General features: G+C 64.8%; 22 protein-coding genes. 6 read left to right on the top strand and 16 right to left on the bottom strand.

What is annotated here, in order from left to right; all coding sequences use genetic code 11:
• Positions 1 to 18: 18 nt before the first annotated feature.
• Entirely contained in the window at positions 19 to 378 is a 360-nt protein-coding gene (locus J2W40_RS14295) for a hypothetical protein (RefSeq protein WP_310225951.1), read from the top strand.
• Between the two features lie 14 nt (positions 379 to 392).
• On the opposite strand, the gene xth is transcribed toward J2W40_RS14295, so the two are convergent.
• The 6 genes from xth to J2W40_RS14325 form a co-directional block, all read right to left on the bottom strand.
• Positions 393 to 1,166, bottom strand: a complete 774-nt coding sequence (gene xth / locus J2W40_RS14300; RefSeq protein ID WP_310225952.1) for an exodeoxyribonuclease III — start codon at positions 1,164 to 1,166, stop codon at positions 393 to 395.
• A gap of 50 nt (positions 1,167 to 1,216) precedes the next feature.
• Entirely contained in the window at positions 1,217 to 1,543 is a 327-nt protein-coding gene (erpA, locus tag J2W40_RS14305; protein WP_310225955.1) for an iron-sulfur cluster insertion protein ErpA, read from the bottom strand.
• Between the two features lie 78 nt (positions 1,544 to 1,621).
• Positions 1,622 to 2,350, bottom strand: a complete 729-nt coding sequence (locus J2W40_RS14310) for a M23 family metallopeptidase (protein WP_310225957.1) — start codon at positions 2,348 to 2,350, stop codon at positions 1,622 to 1,624.
• A gap of 107 nt (positions 2,351 to 2,457) precedes the next feature.
• Positions 2,458 to 3,267 (bottom strand): ferritin-like domain-containing protein, encoded by an 810-nt coding sequence (locus J2W40_RS14315; RefSeq protein ID WP_310225959.1) that lies wholly within the window; start codon positions 3,265 to 3,267, stop codon positions 2,458 to 2,460.
• Positions 3,264 to 3,725, bottom strand: coding sequence for a thioredoxin-dependent thiol peroxidase (bcp, locus tag J2W40_RS14320; RefSeq protein ID WP_310226158.1), 462 nt, complete (start codon positions 3,723 to 3,725; stop codon positions 3,264 to 3,266). Before bcp ends, J2W40_RS14315 begins: the two co-directional genes overlap by 4 nt.
• On the bottom strand, positions 3,725 to 6,412 hold the full coding sequence (locus J2W40_RS14325) for a bifunctional [glutamine synthetase] adenylyltransferase/[glutamine synthetase]-adenylyl-L-tyrosine phosphorylase (protein WP_310225961.1): 2,688 nt from the start codon (positions 6,410 to 6,412) through the stop codon (positions 3,725 to 3,727). The genes bcp and J2W40_RS14325 overlap by 1 nt, the downstream gene beginning before the upstream one ends.
• 93 nt (positions 6,413 to 6,505) lie before the next feature.
• Here J2W40_RS14325 and J2W40_RS14330 point away from each other — a divergent pair, with 93 nt between their 5' ends.
• Together J2W40_RS14330 and J2W40_RS14335 are read left to right on the top strand one after the other, a co-directional pair.
• Positions 6,506 to 6,691 carry a hypothetical protein gene (locus J2W40_RS14330; protein WP_310225963.1) on the top strand — a complete coding sequence of 62 codons (186 nt, stop codon included), beginning with the start codon at positions 6,506 to 6,508 and terminating at the stop codon, positions 6,689 to 6,691.
• A gap of 83 nt (positions 6,692 to 6,774) precedes the next feature.
• The gene (locus J2W40_RS14335) at positions 6,775 to 7,101 is read left to right on the top strand and encodes a hypothetical protein (protein ID WP_310225965.1); all 327 of its coding nucleotides are present in this window, start codon (positions 6,775 to 6,777) and stop codon (positions 7,099 to 7,101) included.
• 3 nt (positions 7,102 to 7,104) lie between these two features.
• On the opposite strand, the gene ypfJ is transcribed toward J2W40_RS14335, so the two are convergent.
• Complete coding sequence (gene ypfJ, locus J2W40_RS14340; protein ID WP_310225967.1) at positions 7,105 to 7,977, bottom strand: KPN_02809 family neutral zinc metallopeptidase; 873 nt, start codon at positions 7,975 to 7,977, stop codon at positions 7,105 to 7,107.
• A gap of 146 nt (positions 7,978 to 8,123) precedes the next feature.
• On the opposite strand from ypfJ, the gene J2W40_RS14345 reads away from it, so the two are divergent.
• Together J2W40_RS14345 and J2W40_RS14350 are read left to right on the top strand one after the other, a co-directional pair.
• The gene (locus J2W40_RS14345; RefSeq protein ID WP_310225969.1) at positions 8,124 to 9,314 is read left to right on the top strand and encodes a patatin-like phospholipase family protein; all 1,191 of its coding nucleotides are present in this window, start codon (positions 8,124 to 8,126) and stop codon (positions 9,312 to 9,314) included.
• Entirely contained in the window at positions 9,311 to 10,102 is a 792-nt protein-coding gene (locus J2W40_RS14350) for a 3-hydroxybutyrate dehydrogenase (protein ID WP_310225971.1), read from the top strand. Before J2W40_RS14345 ends, J2W40_RS14350 begins: the two co-directional genes overlap by 4 nt.
• A gap of 19 nt (positions 10,103 to 10,121) precedes the next feature.
• Here J2W40_RS14350 and J2W40_RS14355 read toward each other — a convergent pair whose 3' ends face one another.
• The 3 genes from J2W40_RS14355 to J2W40_RS14365 are packed head-to-tail and all read right to left on the bottom strand — an operon-like array spanning position 10,122 to position 10,806.
• Entirely contained in the window at positions 10,122 to 10,403 is a 282-nt protein-coding gene (locus tag J2W40_RS14355; RefSeq protein ID WP_069066081.1) for a hypothetical protein, read from the bottom strand.
• A gap of 3 nt (positions 10,404 to 10,406) precedes the next feature.
• Entirely contained in the window at positions 10,407 to 10,538 is a 132-nt protein-coding gene (locus J2W40_RS14360) for a hypothetical protein (RefSeq protein WP_310225974.1), read from the bottom strand.
• A 25-nt stretch (positions 10,539 to 10,563) separates the two neighbouring features.
• A complete protein-coding gene (locus J2W40_RS14365; RefSeq protein ID WP_037475022.1) occupies positions 10,564 to 10,806 on the bottom strand; it encodes a hypothetical protein in 243 nt (80 codons plus the stop codon).
• A gap of 240 nt (positions 10,807 to 11,046) precedes the next feature.
• Between J2W40_RS14365 and J2W40_RS14370 the strand changes: the two genes are divergently transcribed.
• Positions 11,047 to 12,402, top strand: a complete 1,356-nt coding sequence (locus J2W40_RS14370) for an amidohydrolase (RefSeq protein WP_310225977.1) — start codon at positions 11,047 to 11,049, stop codon at positions 12,400 to 12,402.
• 31 nt (positions 12,403 to 12,433) lie between these two features.
• Here the strand turns inward: J2W40_RS14370 and vapC are convergent, their stop codons facing one another.
• The 6 genes from vapC to J2W40_RS14400 form a co-directional block, all read right to left on the bottom strand.
• Positions 12,434 to 12,829 carry a type II toxin-antitoxin system VapC family toxin gene (gene vapC, locus J2W40_RS14375; protein WP_310225978.1) on the bottom strand — a complete coding sequence of 132 codons (396 nt, stop codon included), beginning with the start codon at positions 12,827 to 12,829 and terminating at the stop codon, positions 12,434 to 12,436.
• Positions 12,826 to 13,020, bottom strand: coding sequence for a type II toxin-antitoxin system VapB family antitoxin (locus J2W40_RS14380; protein WP_310225980.1), 195 nt, complete (start codon positions 13,018 to 13,020; stop codon positions 12,826 to 12,828). The genes vapC and J2W40_RS14380 overlap by 4 nt, the downstream gene beginning before the upstream one ends.
• Positions 13,021 to 13,120: 100 nt before the next feature.
• Complete coding sequence (locus J2W40_RS14385; RefSeq protein ID WP_310225982.1) at positions 13,121 to 14,110, bottom strand: nucleotidyltransferase domain-containing protein; 990 nt, start codon at positions 14,108 to 14,110, stop codon at positions 13,121 to 13,123.
• Positions 14,107 to 14,970 carry an HprK-related kinase A gene (locus J2W40_RS14390; protein WP_310225984.1) on the bottom strand — a complete coding sequence of 288 codons (864 nt, stop codon included), beginning with the start codon at positions 14,968 to 14,970 and terminating at the stop codon, positions 14,107 to 14,109. The genes J2W40_RS14385 and J2W40_RS14390 overlap by 4 nt, the downstream gene beginning before the upstream one ends.
• Complete coding sequence (locus J2W40_RS14395) at positions 14,967 to 15,254, bottom strand: HPr-rel-A system PqqD family peptide chaperone (RefSeq protein WP_310225986.1); 288 nt, start codon at positions 15,252 to 15,254, stop codon at positions 14,967 to 14,969. Before J2W40_RS14395 ends, J2W40_RS14390 begins: the two co-directional genes overlap by 4 nt.
• 63 nt (positions 15,255 to 15,317) lie before the next feature.
• Entirely contained in the window at positions 15,318 to 16,478 is a 1,161-nt protein-coding gene (locus tag J2W40_RS14400) for a glycosyltransferase (RefSeq protein ID WP_310225988.1), read from the bottom strand.
• Between the last annotated feature and the right edge of the window lie 35 nt (positions 16,479 to 16,513).

Consider the following 16,513-nt stretch of genomic DNA (forward strand, 5'->3'; position numbering starts at 1 on the left):
GAATCAAACCGAAATTCGATGTTTCAAATAGACTATGACCGCCACGCCAATTGCCTGAACATGCGGGTAGAGGGGTTCTGGACGGCCGAGACGGTGGTGGCGCTCGCCAAGGAGGTCGGTGTGAAAGCCCAGGAGGCGCGCGCCATCCGCGACGATTTCAACGTGCTGGTCGATTCGCTGGCGTTCCCGGTACAGGCCAATGATGTCGCTGATTTGCTCAGCAACATCATGCGGGGCGGGATCAGCCTGACGTCCGGGCGCGCCGCCGTGGTCGTTGGCAGCCAGTTGAACAAGGCGCAAGCCGAACGCACATTGGTGCATCCCAGACTGCGCGTATTTCTGACGATCGAAGACGCGCGGGACTGGTTGGCGCGATAGGCCTCAGCCCCGCCTCAGCCGCGTAATTCCACCCAGGTTGGCGCATGGTCGCTGGCCTTTTCCCGCCCGCGAAAGTCCCGATCGACCTGCGCGTCGACAAGGCGGTCGGCGGCGGCGGGGCTGAGCAGCAGATGGTCGATGCGAAAGCCGGCGTCGCGTGGCCAACTGTTCATCTGATAATCCCAATAGGTCCAAACGCCGCCAGCGGGATGGCGGCTGCGCAGCGCGTCGGTCCAGCCATCGGCCAGCATCCGGCGATAGGCGGCGCGGCTTTCGGGCTGCATCAGCGCATCATTGGCCATCGCCTTGACGGAATAGGTGTCATCGTCGCGGGGGATGACATTATAGTCGCCTGCCAGGATCGCAGGCACTTCCTCCGCCCATATCTCGGCGGCGCGGTTGCGAAGGCGCTGCATCCAGCGGAGTTTGTAGTCGAATTTGGGGCCGGGCTGCGGATTGCCGTTGGGCAGGTAAATGCTGGCGACGCGCACGCCCTTCACATCGGCCTCCAGATAGCGGCTATGCTCGTCCTCCGGCTCACCGTCGAGGCCGCGCCGGACTTCGACCGGGGTCTCGCCGCGCGCGAGGATGGCGACGCCGTTGAAACCCTTTTGCCCATGCCAGATCACGCCATAACCGGCCTCTTCGATGTCCTTCACCGGGAAGGTTTCGTCGGAGGTCTTGATCTCTTGCAGGCAGGCGATGTCGGGCCGCGTTTCGTCCAGCCATTCCAGCAGGCGCGGCAGGCGTGCCTTGATGCCGTTGATGTTGAAGGTGGCGATACGCATGGACGATTCTCCTCGCCCCCGTCCCTAGGGGTTGGAACAGCGCTTGGCTATCAGACCGAGAAGCTGGTGCCGCAACCGCAGCCTGCGGTCGCATTGGGGTTGGTCACCTTGAAGGCCGCACCGCCAAGGTCCGATACGAAATCGACTGCAGATCCGCGTACCAGGTCGAGGCTGACGTCATCGACCACCAGGGTCACGCCGTCGCGCTCGACCGATACATCTTCGGCATCGATCTGATCGGCGAGGCCGAAGCGATATTGGAAGCCCGAACAGCCGCCCCCCTCCACGGCCAGCCGCAGGATCGCGGGCTTGCCCTGTTTGGCAGCGATCGCGGCGACACGCGCGGCGGCAGACGGGGTGATATCAATGTCGGTCATGTACCCTAGATAGGCGCACGCAAAAGGCCCGGCAACCCATGGGGTGCCGGGCCTTTTGCGAAAGTCGGAAAAGGGCGATCAATCGGCTGCTTTTTCCTGCGCCTTGGTCGGGCCGCCCATGGCGACCGGCGGCTTGGTGTTCACCGCGACCAGATAGTCGGGACCGGCGACGAAGGGGATGGGATTGATCGCCGCGCCATCGACGCGGACTTCATAATGAAGGTGGCTGCCGGTGGAACGGCCGGTCGAGCCCATCAGGCCGATGACCTGGCCGCGCTTCACATAGCTGTTGGCCGGTACGATCAGCTTCGACATGTGGCCGTAGCGCGTTTCCATGCCACCGCCATGCGAGATCTGAACGAGGTTGCCGTAGCCGCTGGCCCAGCCGGAGCGGCTGACGATGCCGTCGGCGGTTGCATAAATGGGGGTGCCGACGGGACCGGGAATGTCTATGCCCTTGTGCATGCGGGCCTGGCCGTTGAACGGATCGGAACGGGTGCCGTAGTTCGACGTCAACGAGAGCTTTTCAACCGGGCGGCCCGACGGGATGTAAGCGGTCGCCTTGGGCGTGCCATCCATCCGCTGCAGGCTGGAAAAGATGTTGGAGAAGGCAGCATCGACCGGGGCTGACTGGGTAGCCGCCGCTTCGGTCACTTCGCCATAGGGATCGTCATCTTCGGTCGCCTGGGCGGGCATCGCCGCACAGAGCGTTCCGACCATTGCGATGCTTCCAAAAATTTTCGCGGCTTTCGCTGCACTCTGGAACAAATTGGATGCACCAGCATTGATCGATTGAAGAAACAGCATGCCGACCCCGACTTATGTCACCGCAGGCTTGATTGCCTGTCGGCGCTTCCCGTGTTTTTCTTGGCGACCTAGATCGCCCCCGCCAGACATAGACTGCAAATTGGCGGTCAGGTTGCAAGCGCGGCGTAGAATTCGTGGGTCAAACCGGCCTGTCGACGCGCCGAGTCGTTGAACGGCGGTTTAACGCTGCCCCGAAAATGGCGTTTCACCAGCATTTGGTAATGAATCGGTGGATTTAGGTTCCTTCGGTTCGCCTCCGTGACAAACCAGTTCGTCCCGGCTTGGACATGGCGAATCTCGTCGACGAGAATCCGGCGCAGGATTTTGACGGTGGGTTCATCACCCGATTGGTCGAACCGCTCGACCGTCGCGGGCGTGATGTCGAGCGCGCGCGCTTCCAGTACCATCGGCACGATGGCGAGGCGGGCGAGCGCATCCTCCGCCGTTTCGATGGCCGCCTGCCACAGGCCGTCATGCGCAGGCAGTGCGCCATAATGGCTGCCCATCTGGCGCAGCCGCCGGTCGAGCAAAGCGAAATGCATCGCTTCGTCCGCGCCGACGCGCATCCATTCGTCCGTGAAGGCAGCGGGAAACTGGGCGCCGAAGCGACCGATCAAGTCGAAGGCGAGGTCGATCGCGACAAATTCGATATGGGCGAGCGCGTGGATCATGGCGATCCGCGCCCGGTCCGACCCGATCTTGCCGCGTCGGGGCATCTGCGCTGGTGGCAGCAATTCAGGCGTCGCCGGGCGCGCGGGTCGATCGGGCATGGCCACATCGAAATGATGGGCCAGATGTCCGAGCCGCCACGCCCGCGCGGTTGCACGGGCGGCCATGAGCTTGGCGATGGGATCGGCGGTCAGCAGGACGTGGGCGCAGGCTGCGCCTACGCTGGTAACGCCAGCAGGCAGGCTCAAAGCGCCTGCGCCGCCTCAAGCACCTCCTGCGCGTGCCCCTTGACCTTTACCTTGAGCCAGACACGCTGCAGGCGGCCGTCCGCATCGAACAGGAAGGTGTCGCGTTCGATGCCCATATAGGAGCGGCCATACATGGATTTTTCGACCCAGGTGCCGAACGCCTCGCACAGCGTGCCTTCCTCGTCCGAGGCCAGGATCACCGACAGGCCATATTTGTCGGCGAATTTGCGCAGCTTGGCGGGTTTGTCCTTCGACACGCCCACGACCGGCACGCCCGCTGCCGCAAATTCGTCGGCCAGCGCGGTAAAATCCTTCGCTTCGTTGGTGCAGCCCGGCGTGTCCGCCTTGGGATAGAAATAGACGACGAGCGGCTTGCCTGCATAGCGGGCCAGCGTGAATTCCACGCCGTCTGCGTCCTTGATCGTCCCTGTTGGGATGGCGTCGCCCTGTTGCAGCATCATATATCCTCCAAATAGGGCGCGGCGAGCGCGGCCCAGGCCTGACCGACGCTTTGCCGCGCCTGCGCATAGCTTTCAAGCAGACTGTCCCAATGGTCAGCGCCGCAGGCGCGCGCGACGAGCGGGCGGGTCGCTTCGGCCGGTTCGGTCGATCCGGGCGCGACGAGGCGCGAGACGACGAGATAGCGGGTGATAAGATCGTGCGCGGCGAAAAGATCGGCGGGCAGATGCCCGGCAGCGACAAGGTCCGCCAGCGCTTTGCCGAGATCCGGGTCGAACGCCATGTTATGGCGGAATTGCGAGACGTGGATCAGAAATTCGAGATCGACCAGGCCGCCGGGCACCAGCTTGACGTCGAGATCGCTGGCAGGCGGCTTGTGGGTCGCGATGTCCCGCCGCATCTGTACTGCCTGCCGCGCCAACTCGTCAAAGTCGCGGGGGCGGTGCAATGTTTCGGTGAGGATGGCCTCCAGTGCGGCGCGAGCTTCGGGCGATCCGAACACAGGCCGGGCGCGGGTGAGCGCCAGATGCTCCCAGGTCCAGGCGGCTTCGCGTTCATATTTGGCGAAACTGTCGAAACTGACCGCCAGCAGCCCCTGCGCGCCCGATGGCCGCAGCCTTGTATCGACCTCATAAAGCGGGCCGGAGGCGGTATGGACCGACAGCGCGTTGGTGACGCGCTGGGCCAGACGGTTGAAATAGAGCGTCGCGCCGAGTGGCCGGGGCCCGTCTGACTCGGTCTGAAAATCGCCGGTGAAGAGATAGATGAGATCGAGGTCGGAGGCGTGGGTCAGCAGGCCGCCGCCCATCCGGCCCAGCGCCAATATGACCAGTTCGCCGCCCGGCACCCGGCCATGGGCAGCTTCGAACTCGGTGATGGTCGCATTGGCCAACGTCTCGATCGCGGCCTCGGCCACGCGACCATAGCCGCGCGCGGCTTCGAGCGGATCGCCGCCACGGATGATCTGTACCCCCAGCGCGAAGCGGCGATCGCCCACCCGCTGGCGCACGCGGTCGAGCAGCGCCTGATAATCCTCGCCCGGCTCCAGCGCGCCAAGCTGGGCGGTCAGCCCTTCAACCGAGGGCGGCGGGTCGAAGGCGGTGGCGTCGATCAGCCCGTCGATCAGTTCGACGCGGCGGGCCAGTGCGTCGGCCAGCGTGGGGGCATGGCTTAGTATCTCGGCAAGCAGTTCGACCAACGCGGGCCGGGCGGCGAGCAGTTTGAAGAAATTGATCGCGCTCGGCAGCCGGGCGATCATGTCGTCGAGCCGGTTGAGCGCGCGGGCGGTGTCGGGGGCCTTGGCGATCGCGCGCATCAGGCCGGGCAGCAGCGCCTCCAGCGCCTCGCGCGAAGGACCGCTGCGCAGCGCGCGGATCGTGCCGCCGCGCCAGCGCGCAATGCGAGCGAGCGGCGTGTCCGCATCGACAAAGCCCATGGCGAGCAACTGGCCCTTCAGCCGATCCTCGTCATGGGAGAGCGACGTGTCGTCGGTCTGTGGGGTCAGCCGGTCGTAATTGCGGCCGACCCATTCGACATGCGGTGTCAATAGGGCGAGCAGCGCGGGGCCATCGGCAAGGCCGTGCAGCCGCGCGACATTGTCGAGCGCGGCCTCGGTCCTGGGCAGTTGGTGGGTCTGGAGATCCTCGACCATCTGCAGCCGATGTTCGATGGTGCGCAGGAGGACATAAGCGGCATCGAGCCGAGCCGCGACGTCGTGTTCGATCACGCCTGCGCCCGCCAGCGCGCGCAACGCCTCGCGCGTGTTGCCTGACCGCAGCGCGGGATTGCGCCCGCCATGGATCAACTGATGCACCTGCGCGAAAAATTCGACTTCGCGGATGCCGCCACGACCCCGCTTCAGATCATAGCCGAGGCCGAACGCCTGTCCTTGCGCATAATGGTCGCGGATGCGGCGGCTGATGTCGACGATGGCGTCGATCGCCCCGAAATCGAGACTGCGCCGCCAGACGAAAGGGCGGATCTGACGCAGGAAATAATCGCCCAGAGCCTTGTCGCCTGCCGCGGCACGCGCACGGATGAAAGCGGCCTGTTCCCAGCCAACCGCCATCGACTCATAATAGCCGATCGCCGCCTCCACCGGCAGCGCGATCGGCGTCGCTTCGGGCGACGGGCGCAGCCGCAGATCGACGCGAAAGACATAGCCGTCGCCATCTGGCGCGCTCAGTAATTCGGTCATCCGCCGCGCAATCCGCACGGCGGCGTCGGCGACATCCTCGCGATCGCGATGCGGTAGGGTCGCCGGATCATAGAGCAGGATCGGGTCGATATCCGAAGAATAGTTGAGTTCGCGGCTGCCATGCTTGCCGAGCGCCAGCACGACGAAACCGCGATGGGGCATGTCGGGATAGCGTTCCTGCATGGCGGCCGCGAGCGCCTCTTCCAAAGCCGCGTCGGCAAAGTCGGACAAGGTGCGGGTGACCCGGTCCAGATCCCACGCTCCCGACAAGTCTGCCGCCGCGACGGTCAGGGCGATGGCGTTGCGCCGCCGCCGCAGCGATCGGGCTACCCCATCCTGTGGGCTACCTGCCGCATGGGCCATCGCCAGCGCTGCGTCGAAATCGCCTGTGGCCAGACAGTCCGCCAAAGCAGGCAAACGATCCAGCACACGCGCCAGAAAGGGCGAATGCGCTCGTATCCGCGCCTGCGTTTCCGACCAGTCCGTCACTCACTCTCTCCCATCTTTGCGCGGGCTATCGCGCGACCATGCGACGAATGCCAGAAACTTTTCGGCACCCCGGCCGTTCTGAGCTTTATGGAAATGCAGCGCAAATATGCTTGCCGATCGGCAACGGGAGGGGACGGCGACAAGGGCCGGATCGTCACCGTATCGCTGCCTGCCCCTTATGAAGGCATTGGCAATGCGCTGCGCAAGACCTACAGCCCCCCGCGCGGCGGCTTGCCCGACGACATGATGGCGTTGTTGAACAAGCTCGACCAGCATTGAGTTGAGCGGCCAGAAAGGGCTTTGTTAACCCTTAATCCCTAAGGCCTTGCAGCATCGTCGCCAGTGTCACGGGACATGCTGCCATGCTCTATCGCAATTTCGCCATTGCCACGCTGCTGGGCGCGCCCCTCCTCGTCATGATGGTGGAGGCGGTGGTGCCAAAGGCACCTGCTTCGCCGGAAAGCGTGGCCATGGAGACAGCGGATTTCGTGCCACAGCCCGTCGCGCCGCCTGTCATCGCGCCGCAGGCTCCGCCCGTTGCGCCGCCCGCAAATTTTGGACAGCCTATGCCTGGTGCGGGCCAGCCAACCCTCGTTCCCGGCTCAGGCCTGCCTGACGCACCCGCAATGACCGGCACGCCGGCCTTCTCGCCTCTGTCGGCCCCGCCCGGCTCACCCAACGCCGAATAGGCCTCACAGCGCACCGCTGAACGTGTCGCATTGCGCCGGATCGCCGGTCGAAAGGCCTTTGCGCAGCCAAGCCTGACGTTGCGCGCCGCTGCCATGCGTGAAGGATTCGGGCACTGGCCGACGGCCGGCCGCTTTTTGCAGCGTATCGTCGCCGATCGCCTCGGCCGCGCGCATGCCTTCTTCCAGATCGCCCGCTTCCATCAGATTCGTATCGCGAGCCGCCCAGACGCCGGCATAGCAGTCGGCCTGCAATTCCATCTTGACCTGGAGCGCATTGCCCTCCGCCTCGCTGGCCCGGCGTTGTGCCGCGCGGACCTTGTCGGCGGTGCCGGTGATGGTCTGGATATGATGGCCCACTTCATGCGCGATGATATAGCCGATCGGGAAGTCGCCCGGCGCGTTAAAGCGGCTTTCCATCTCGTTGAAGAAGTCGGTGTCGATATAGATACGCTGATCGGCCGGGCAGTAGAATGGCCCCATGGCCGACTGCGCCGCGCCGCAGCCCGACTGGCCGTTCTGCGTATAGAAAACCAGCGTCGGCGGCGGATATTGCTGCCCCTCTGCCTTGAAGATGTCCGCCCAGCGGCGCTCGGTCGAGCCCAGCACCTTGAGCGAGGTGCGCTGAATGTCGGTGAGTTCGGTTGTCGCCGGGCGCTCCGTCTGCACCGGCTGGCCACCACCACCGCCGCCGATCAGGCTGAGCGGGTTCATACCCATCACCACCATGATGACCAGCACCACGGCGATGCCACCACAGCCAAAGCGACTACCGATCAACGGCAACAGCATGCCCAGGCCGCCGCCAAGGCCGCCACCCCCGCCCCGGCCGCCCTGCACTTCGAAATTGCCGCTTTCCTGTTCGTCGTCGAGCCGCATCACGCCCTCCCTGTCATCATCGCGGCCTACGCGATTCCCTGACGGCTGGAAACCATCGCGAGCGCCATGGGGTTGCAAAGCGGCGAATAATTTACCTGCCACTATGCGTTGGATTGCGAGGCTCAAACCCTATATTGCACTGCGACATGGCTGATAGTGATCCCCCCATCCACCCCAAGCCGCTGCGCCGTGCGCGTACGCCGCTGCCCCTTCCCCGCGAAGTCGCACTGTTGCTGCAGGGCGGCGGTGCGCTCGGTTCCTACCAGTCCGGCGCTTATGAGCGACTCGACGAACTGGGTGTCGATGTCACCTGGGTTGCGGGCATTTCCATCGGCGCGATCAACGCCGCGATCATCGCAGGCAATGAGCCGCACCGCCGGATCAGCCGTTTGAAGAAGTTTTGGTACACCGTGTCGGGCGGCATGCCCAACATCATCCTGCCGGAAATCGACAAGATCCGAGAAGCCATGCATTTGCTGGCGGCCGGGACGGTTGCGAGCTTTGGCGTCCCCGGCATGTTCCGCCCGCGCCTGTGGCCAGCGACGCTGATGCCCGAAGGCACCGCGGGTGCGATCAGCTTCTATGACAGCGCGCCGCTCAAGGAGACGCTCGATGCCTGCGTCAACTGGGATTTGCTCAATGACGGCCCGGTTAGGCTGTCGGTCGGCGCGGTCGATGTCGAGACCGGTAATTTCGCCTATTGGGATACGCGCGGCCCCGGCGGCAATACGCGAATCGACGCGCGGCACATCATGGCATCGGGCGCTTTGCCGCCCGGCCTGCCGCCGGTCGAGATTGACGGGCGCTGGTATTGGGACGGGGGCATTGTGTCGAACACGCCGCTCGCCCATGTGCTCGACCACCAGACCGAGGACATGCTGGTGTTTCAGGTCGATCTCTTCCCCGCCGAAGGGCCGATGCCGCGCCAGATGACCGATGTCTATTCGCGCGCCAAGGACATTCAGTTTTCCAGCCGAACCCGCCAGGTTACCGATCAACATCTGCGGCTGCGGCGCGAGCATGGCGCGATCAAGGCACTGCTCGACAAACTACCCCCTGAACTGCGGGATAAGCCGGAAGCGCAAAAGCTGCGCGAGATTCTCGATGTCGGATCGGTCAACATCGTCCACCTTATCTATCGCACGCGCGATTGGGAAAGTGGGGCGAAGGACTTTGAATTTTCGCGCTCGACCATGTTGGACCACTGGGCGCAGGGCCGCGATGCGGTGGAAGAAGTGATGCACAAGGGCGACCTGATCGCGCGCAACATCCTGAACGGCAAGAGTTCGACCTTCGATCTCGACGCCCCCGACCATCTCAAGGAGAAAAAGGCATGAGCAAGTCCCTGACAGGCAAGACCGCCCTCATCACGGGTTCCACGTCGGGCATCGGCCTTGCCTATGCCAAGGCACTGGCGGGTGAAGGGGCGAATGTCGTCATCAACGGCTTTGGCGATGCCGATGCGATCGAGAAGGAACGGCTGGAACTGGAATCGCTGAGCGGTGCCAAGGCGCTTTATAGCGGCCATGACCTGACCAAGGCCGACGAGATCGAGGCGATGATGGCGCAGGCGGCCGACGCCTTTGGCGGCGTCGACATCCTGATCAACAATGCCGGTACGCAGCATGTGTCGCCGGTCGAGGATTTTCCGGTCGACAAGTGGAACCTCATCATCGCGCTCAACCTGACCAGCGCCTTCCACACGACCCGGCTGGCCGTGCCCTATATGAAGTCGAAGAAATGGGGGCGTATCATCCAGACGGCGAGCGCGCACAGCAAGGCGGCGTCACCGTTCAAGAGCGCTTATGTCACTGCCAAGCATGGCCTTGCGGGCTTCACCAAGACGGTCGCATTGGAAGTCGCGACGTTCGGGATCACCGCCAACTGCATTTCGCCGGGCTATGTCTGGACGCCGCTCGTGGAAAACCAGATCCCCGACACGATGAAGGCGCGGAACATGACGCGCGAGCAGGTCATGAACGACGTGCTGCTGGCGGGACAGCCGACCAAGGAGTTCGTGACGGTCGAACAGGTCGCGGCGATGGCGCTGTTCCTGTGCAGTGATGCCGCCGCAAACATCACCGGCGCGAATATGAGCATCGACGGGGGTTGGACGGCGCAATAAAGCGCCGTCGCCGGTTCGTTCAGGCGGCCGCTGGCTCCAGCAGGCGCAGCACCGATTGCAGGCCATCTTCGCTGGCGGTCGCCAGCGGGAGTGGCCGGTCGGACAGGCCGTCATGTTCGCTGTTGAGGAACAGGATCGCAGCGGAAGCGCCCAGTGCCTCGATAGCAAGGCGCGTCACGCGACCTTGCCGTTCCGCCGCATCGGGTGCAAGGCGCACGGCGTTGCGGGGCGTGAAGCGTCGGCCGGGCGCGGTGCGCGCGGGCGTTGGCGTGGTGGCGGCGTCAGGTGTTTGCGTCGTCATCAATCAGCTCTTCAACGTCACGATGCCGACCGGCCCCGCCTTGGTGGACGGGTTGGACGCATTGGCCTTGGGCGGCTTTTCCGCCTTGGGCTTGCGCACTTCCTTGTTCGATTTCTTCTGGCTCTTGGCCATCATCCATTCCTTCGATTAGGGGAAAAGGTCAGCCGGCCGCGCGGGCGGCGGCTTCGTCTTCGGCCTGAAATTCTGCGACGATCGCTTCATCTTCGCTCGCGACCGTGCGGGTTGCGCGGCGGCGCTCGGCATTGGCGGCGAGGGTGGCTTCCTTGCCCCATGCATCGGCAGCGGCAAGCGCGATCCGGCGGGTGTTGGGCAGGGTTTCCGATTGCGAACGGGCGATGTGGAGCGACTGCTGGGTGAGGCAGAATGCCGATGTCTGGGCCATGGATCAGGCTCCTGATGCGAGGAATGGTGCGTTCGTGACGGCAGGGCCAAAATCAGGGCCAAAAAAGGAGAAGTGCCGCAGGCAGGACGATCATCGGGCCGCGTCGTGCGGCGGATCGTTCCTTTCACATGTGAAATAGTCCCTTATGCGCAAGTTTACAAGGGCAGCCTTGGAAACAGCCCCTTTTTAACCGGCGCAAAATAGGCTTATGCTCCCCCGATCCAAGGGAGACATATCAGCATGCGCCACGCGCTTACGGCCATCATGGCCGCCGTCAGCTTTTCGTCCATCGCCACGGCCCAAACGGCGGATGCCCCGGTCGCCGCAGCACCGCCTGCGCAAAGCGCGATCGGCGCGGAAATCGCCAAGGATATGGACGGGCTGATGGCGCTGTATCGCGACCTGCATGCCAATCCGGAACTGTCGGAAAAGGAAGTCAACACCGCCGCCAAGCTCGCCAAGCGGTTGAAGGCGATGAAATATGACGTGACCGAGAAGGTTGGCGGCACGGGGGTTGTCGCGGTGATGAAGAATGGGTCCGGCCCGGTGCTGTTGATCCGCGCCGATATGGACGGCCTGCCGGTGGTCGAGCAGACGGGGCTGGAGTTTGCGTCCAAGGTCCGCACCAAGACGCCGGAAGGCGTGGAAACGGGCGTGATGCACGCTTGCGGCCATGACACGCATATGACCGCCTTCATCCAGACCGCCAAGCTGATGGCGGCGCGCAAGAGTGATTGGAAGGGTACGCTGGTCATGATCCTCCAGCCCGCCGAGGAAGTCGGACGCGGGGCGCGGCTGATGCTGGAGGACGGGCTTTATACGCGCTTCCCCCGGCCGACCCATGCGATTGCCTTTCATGATGCCGCCAATCTGGAAGCGGGCAAGATCGGCTATACGCCGGGCTATGCGCTGGCCAATGTTGATAGCGTGGACATAGTGGTGCGCGGCGTGGGTGGCCATGGTGCCTATCCGCAGACGACCAGAGATCCGATCGTGTTGGGATCGCGGATCGTGGGATCGCTCCAGACTTTGGTGAGCCGTGAGCAGGAGCCGCAAGATCCCGCGGTGGTGACGGTCGGCAGTTTCCAGGCCGGGGCCAAGCATAATATCATCCCCGACGAGGCCAAGCTGCTGCTGACCATCCGCAGCTATTCGGATGAGACGCGCGAGAAGCTGATCAAGGGGATCGAACGGATCGCGCGCGGCGAGGCGATCGCGGCGGGCATCCCCGACAATCGGATGCCGGTGGTGAGCGTGAAGGACGAGTTCACCCCGTCGACTTTCAACCCGCCCGAATTTGCCGAACAGATGGCGGGTGTGCTGAAAGCGCATTTCGCCGACGATCGGGTGGTCAAGACCCCGGCGGTGATGGGTGGCGAGGATTTCGGCCGCTTCTATCGCGCGGACAAGAGCATCAACAGCTTCATCTTCTGGGTGGGTGGCGTCCCCGCCGACAAGATGGCCGCGGCCGCTGCGGGACAGGCGACGCTGCCGTCGCTGCACAGCCCCTTCTGGGCACCACAGGCCGACAAGGTGATCGCGTCGGCGAGCGAGGCGATGACGGTGCTGGCACTGAATATATTGAAGGAGAAATAGGGGAATGGCGGCTTAGAAGCGCATCCTGCTTCTAGGCCATCGCGGTCCTCAGTCCCAGATGCGCAACGAAAGGGTCGAAATCACGGTCGCTGGAAAGCAGCGCATGGCCGTCGCGGATGCATCGGGTGGCGATCAGCGTATCGATCGTCTTGCGGACAGTGATGCCCAATGCGCGGAGGTGGCGGAAGTGCCGAGCGGCATCGATCGCTACCTCCGCCCCGCCGATGACGATCACATCCATGGTCAAGAGCAGCCGCCGGACTCGGTCGAACTCCCGGTCGGCACTAATGCCCTGTAATATCTCGGCGAGGATGAGATCGCCGACCAGCAAGGGTTCCCGTCCCAACAGACTATCGAGACGGTCGGCCTGGGGCGTCGCGATACCGCGAAAATAGTCGATCCAGACGCTGCTATCGACGAGGATCATTCGTCACAGCGCTGGACGTCAAGATCACCGTCCCAGTCGATCGCGCCGCGCAACGACCGCAATTCCGCTTGTTCGCTCAGGCGCAGTAGGGTGCGTAGCCCCTGTTCCACGGCCTCTTTCTTGGTCTTGATGCCGGTCGCGTGCATGGCCCGCGCCATGAGTTCGTCGTCAATTACGATATTGGTGCGCATGATGTGTATCCGATTAAAGAATCATACACATATCATGTCGGTAGAGCGGGAACAAGCAAGGCCCTTCGACAGGCTCAGGGCGAACGGATCAGCGGACATATCATGTCGGCCGGTGACCCTTGCGCCATTTGGTCCAGAGGTGGCGGGCGAGCATCAGGGGGGGCATGCGGAGCCAGTGGGAGCGCAGGAAGAAGGCGAAGACAAGTAGCTTGCGGGTTTCACGACCCCAGCCGTCGCGGGCGAGCAGGCGGGCGCGGACGAGGCGGTCCCGCAGGGTCAGCCGCGCACCTTCGCCATAGAGGGCCAGCGCCAGCCGCCGTGCCTGCCGCACATGGGGGCGCAGACCGTGGTGGGCCGCACGCTGGTCCAGCAGGCTCGAATCGCATTCGACGATCAGGCCATATATGTCCCACAGGTTGCGTAGCCCACCTTGGAGATCACCGTCGGCCAGCATATGCGCGGCCGCGTGGCAGACGCGGTCTTCGGCCGACAGCATATATAACCCGTTAGCTATTGGTTCGGCGTCGGCGATCAGCGCGGCGGCATCAGGCGTGGGGCGGGCAGTGAGCGGCAGGATGGTGTGATGGACGTCGATCATCCTGTCGCGGGTGCGGTGGATCATCGGGGGGAGTTCGTGCATCCATTGGCGATAATAGGCGTCGTCATAGGCGTCTTCCTTCACCCATTCCCAGCCTGCCGCGATCAGCGCCTGCTCGACCGCTGCCAACCGGTCGCGCGGCACGAGGATGTCGAGATCGCCGATGAAGCGCCCCTCCCCTGCGCGCAATCCGGCTGCCGCATAAGCGGTGCCCTTGAGCAGGATGACCCGCACGTCGAGCGGGCGCAGCGCCTGGACGGCGCGGTCGGCTTCCCACAAGGCCTGGCGCGCTTCACGGGCGGCGTCGGTGCGGGCGTCGGCGAGGATCGGTTGCACGGCTGGTGGGACGGGAACGTCGGCGAGGCGGAAGGCGAGCGTGCCGATCAACCGTTCGGCGCGGGCTGCGGCGATCAGGCCGTTCCAGCCTGTCGCATCGAGTGTCGTGACGGACGCGGGGTTGCGCAACGCGCGGACCAACAGCGCGGCGCTCATGCGAGCTCCTCCCACAGCGTTTCGACCATGGCGATGGCATCCTCGCCGGTCGGGAAGTCGATGGCGCGGGCGGGCACGTCGCGCACGAAGCGGGTCAGAGCGGTGAAGGCGGGTTCGCCGAGCGCGACATAGTTAGTCGAGGCCTGCGTCAGACGCATGAAGATTTCGCCCTGCCCGACCGGACGGATATCGGCGGCATGGCCGAAGCGGGGAAAGAGTAGCAGGGCGGGCATCGCCCCCTCCCCCATGCGCGCGACCGCATCTGCGCGGGGGACCATGTGGCGGATGTCGCCCTTGGCGGTGGCGGCGAGCATTGGACCCATGCGGGCCTCGCCCACCGCATCGGCGACCACGTCGATCGCGCGATTTTTCAGGCTGACGAGGCGGGGGAATGGCAGGATCGCGCCGCTGTCGAAGTCGAGCATCGCAAATTCATCGCCCATGAAGCGCCAGCCACGTTCGCCCAGCAGCGCCGCCAAGGTGGATTTGCCCGACCCGGACTCGCCGGTCATCACCAGCACGCGGCCGTCCTTTTCGACGCTCGATGCGTGGAGCAGCAAATGCCGTCGCCAGCCGAGCGCCATCTGGAGATTCATGCCCATCTCCGCCGCGAGCAGACCGTGCGAGAGACTCATCGGCGCGGCATCGGCCAGGCCATGGTCGCCGGTGATGAAGATGGAGGGGCGCACCCAGCGGCGCAGCGTGCTGGTCGGCTGGAGGCGGACAGTGAAGTCGGCGATCTCGCCGGTCATATCGGGATAGGCGGCATAGAGGCGTTGCAACTGCGCAAGCGGTTGGGGCCAGGCCGCGCCGATGCGGAAGGTGGCGGGGCCGATGCGCAGGGTCAGCGCATGGTTCATGCCGGACGCACCAGGCCTAGCGCGGCCAGCGCAGCGAGATGGGCGGCGATTTCGGCGAGGGCTTCGCCCGGTGGACCGAGGTCGAATTCCTGCGCCAGCCGGTCATGCAGTAAGTGCGCGGTGACGGGGGCGCCATCGGCCATGCGGTCAAGCAGTTCAGGGACCGGGCTAATGACCATGTGGGTCTGACCCGACCGGCGATGATAGAGCAGGGTCAGGTCTTCGAGTGCGCAACGGAGCAGCGCGTCGGCCGTATCGCGTCGATAGGATAGGCTGTTGTCCATAGTTCGGCACCCTGCTGCTTTCGCTTCCCACTAGCGCGGAAGCGTAGCCAAGTGCCTAACGTATCAGCGCAGGGCTGGCGATGGCCGGGCGCGGGTTTCGGGGTGATCGGCGAGGGCCGTGAAGGCGCGCCAATAGCCGTCGAGCGCGCGATCGACATGATGATCGCGCACGGCGGCGGCCAGCGTCGCGGGGTCGGCGGGCTGGCGCAGCGCGCGTTCGATGGCGCGGGCGAAGGCAGCGGGATCGCCGGTGGGCACCGGGGGATGCTGGGCAGCGGCGGCGAGGACCGGGTGGATATTGGGCGTGCTGTCGGTCGCGACTACGCCCGCGCCGCAGGCCAGGGCTTCGATCAGGGTGGCGCAGAGGCCCTCCCAGCGGGAGGGTTGGAGCAGCAGATCGGCTTGGCCCATCAACGTGGCGAGTTGATGCGGGTCACCGACGAAGCCGATAAAATGTACGCGGTCGACGATGCCGAGCGCAACGCATTGCTTCTGGAGGGCGGCGCGCAGCGGACCCTGGCCAGCGATCGTCAACTGCCAGTCGAGATGGGGCAGCAGCGCCAAGGCGTCGAGCGCCGTTGCCTGATCCTTCTGCACGGTCAGGCGGCCTACCATCAGCAGGCGCACGGGCGCGGCGGGATCGCAGGGCAAGCGGGCGGCGCGGGCCTGATCCATCATGGGGGTAACGGTCGGACGGGGGAGCAGGCGCACGGGGCCGCTGTCCGCCAGCAGGGCGCGATCATGCTGGCCCATCACGATGGTCAGGGCGCTGAGCCGCGCGATGGTGCGAAAGCGGAGGAGCCGGGCCTGGGCAGCAAGGCCGTGGCTGCCGGGGCGCTGGATCGGATTGGAAATGCGCGCGACCGCCTGCGTCGCGGTGCCCAGCGCAGCGAGCGCGACGAGCATATTGCTCTGGTTACCCGCCGAATAGAGGATGTCGGGGCGATGCCGCCGGACCAGCCGGGCGAGCGCAGGCCATTGCGCGATCATCGCCAGCCGCCGGTTGCCACCGGGCGCGGGAAGGCGGCGGACGGTCAGCGCCGGGTCGATCAGATGCGCCGTCGGCCCGTCGGTGCGCGCCATCCACAATTCGACGCGCACGCCGCGACGCAGAAGATGATTGGCCAGCAGGATCGCGACCCGATCAAGCCCGCCATCGCCCGGCTCGTAGAGATAAACTGCGACCGACAGGGCATGCGCCGGGGATTGGCGGAAGTGGAACATGGGGCTGCCCTTGCGTTGGATCGAACCTTCGCAGG

The sequence above is a fragment of the Sphingobium xenophagum genome, assembly GCF_031457465.1.
Classification (GTDB): Bacteria; Pseudomonadota; Alphaproteobacteria; order Sphingomonadales; family Sphingomonadaceae; genus Sphingobium; species Sphingobium xenophagum_A.